The organism is Salmonella sp. SAL4457, assembly GCF_046548235.1.
Taxonomy (GTDB): domain Bacteria; phylum Pseudomonadota; class Gammaproteobacteria; order Enterobacterales; family Enterobacteriaceae; genus Salmonella; species Salmonella enterica.
Window position 1 is genome coordinate 1 of record NZ_JBGDZO010000522.1, and the last position, 270, is coordinate 270.

General features: G+C 63.0%; 1 protein-coding gene. It reads right to left on the bottom strand.

What is annotated here, in order from left to right:
- On the bottom strand, positions 1 to 270 hold a 270-nt coding region (locus tag ACLJNW_RS25320; RefSeq protein WP_410961380.1), incomplete at both ends, for an EAL domain-containing protein.

The window sequence follows — 270 nt, forward strand, 5'->3', positions numbered from 1 at the left end:
GGCCCTGGGCATCCACTCCAGCCCCCGGAGGCTGGCGACTGAACGGCAGGGGCGCGCCGATGGCCAGGCCCTGGGCATAGTCGATGCCGATCTCGCGCAGCGCTTCCATGACTTCGACGGTCTCGACGAACTCGGCGATGGTACGTTTGCCCATCACGTGGCCGATATGGTTGATCACCTGGACCATGGCGCGATCGATGGGATCCTCGAGCATGTCCTTGACGAAGCTGCCATCGATCTTCAGGTAATCCACCGGCAGGTGCTTGAGGT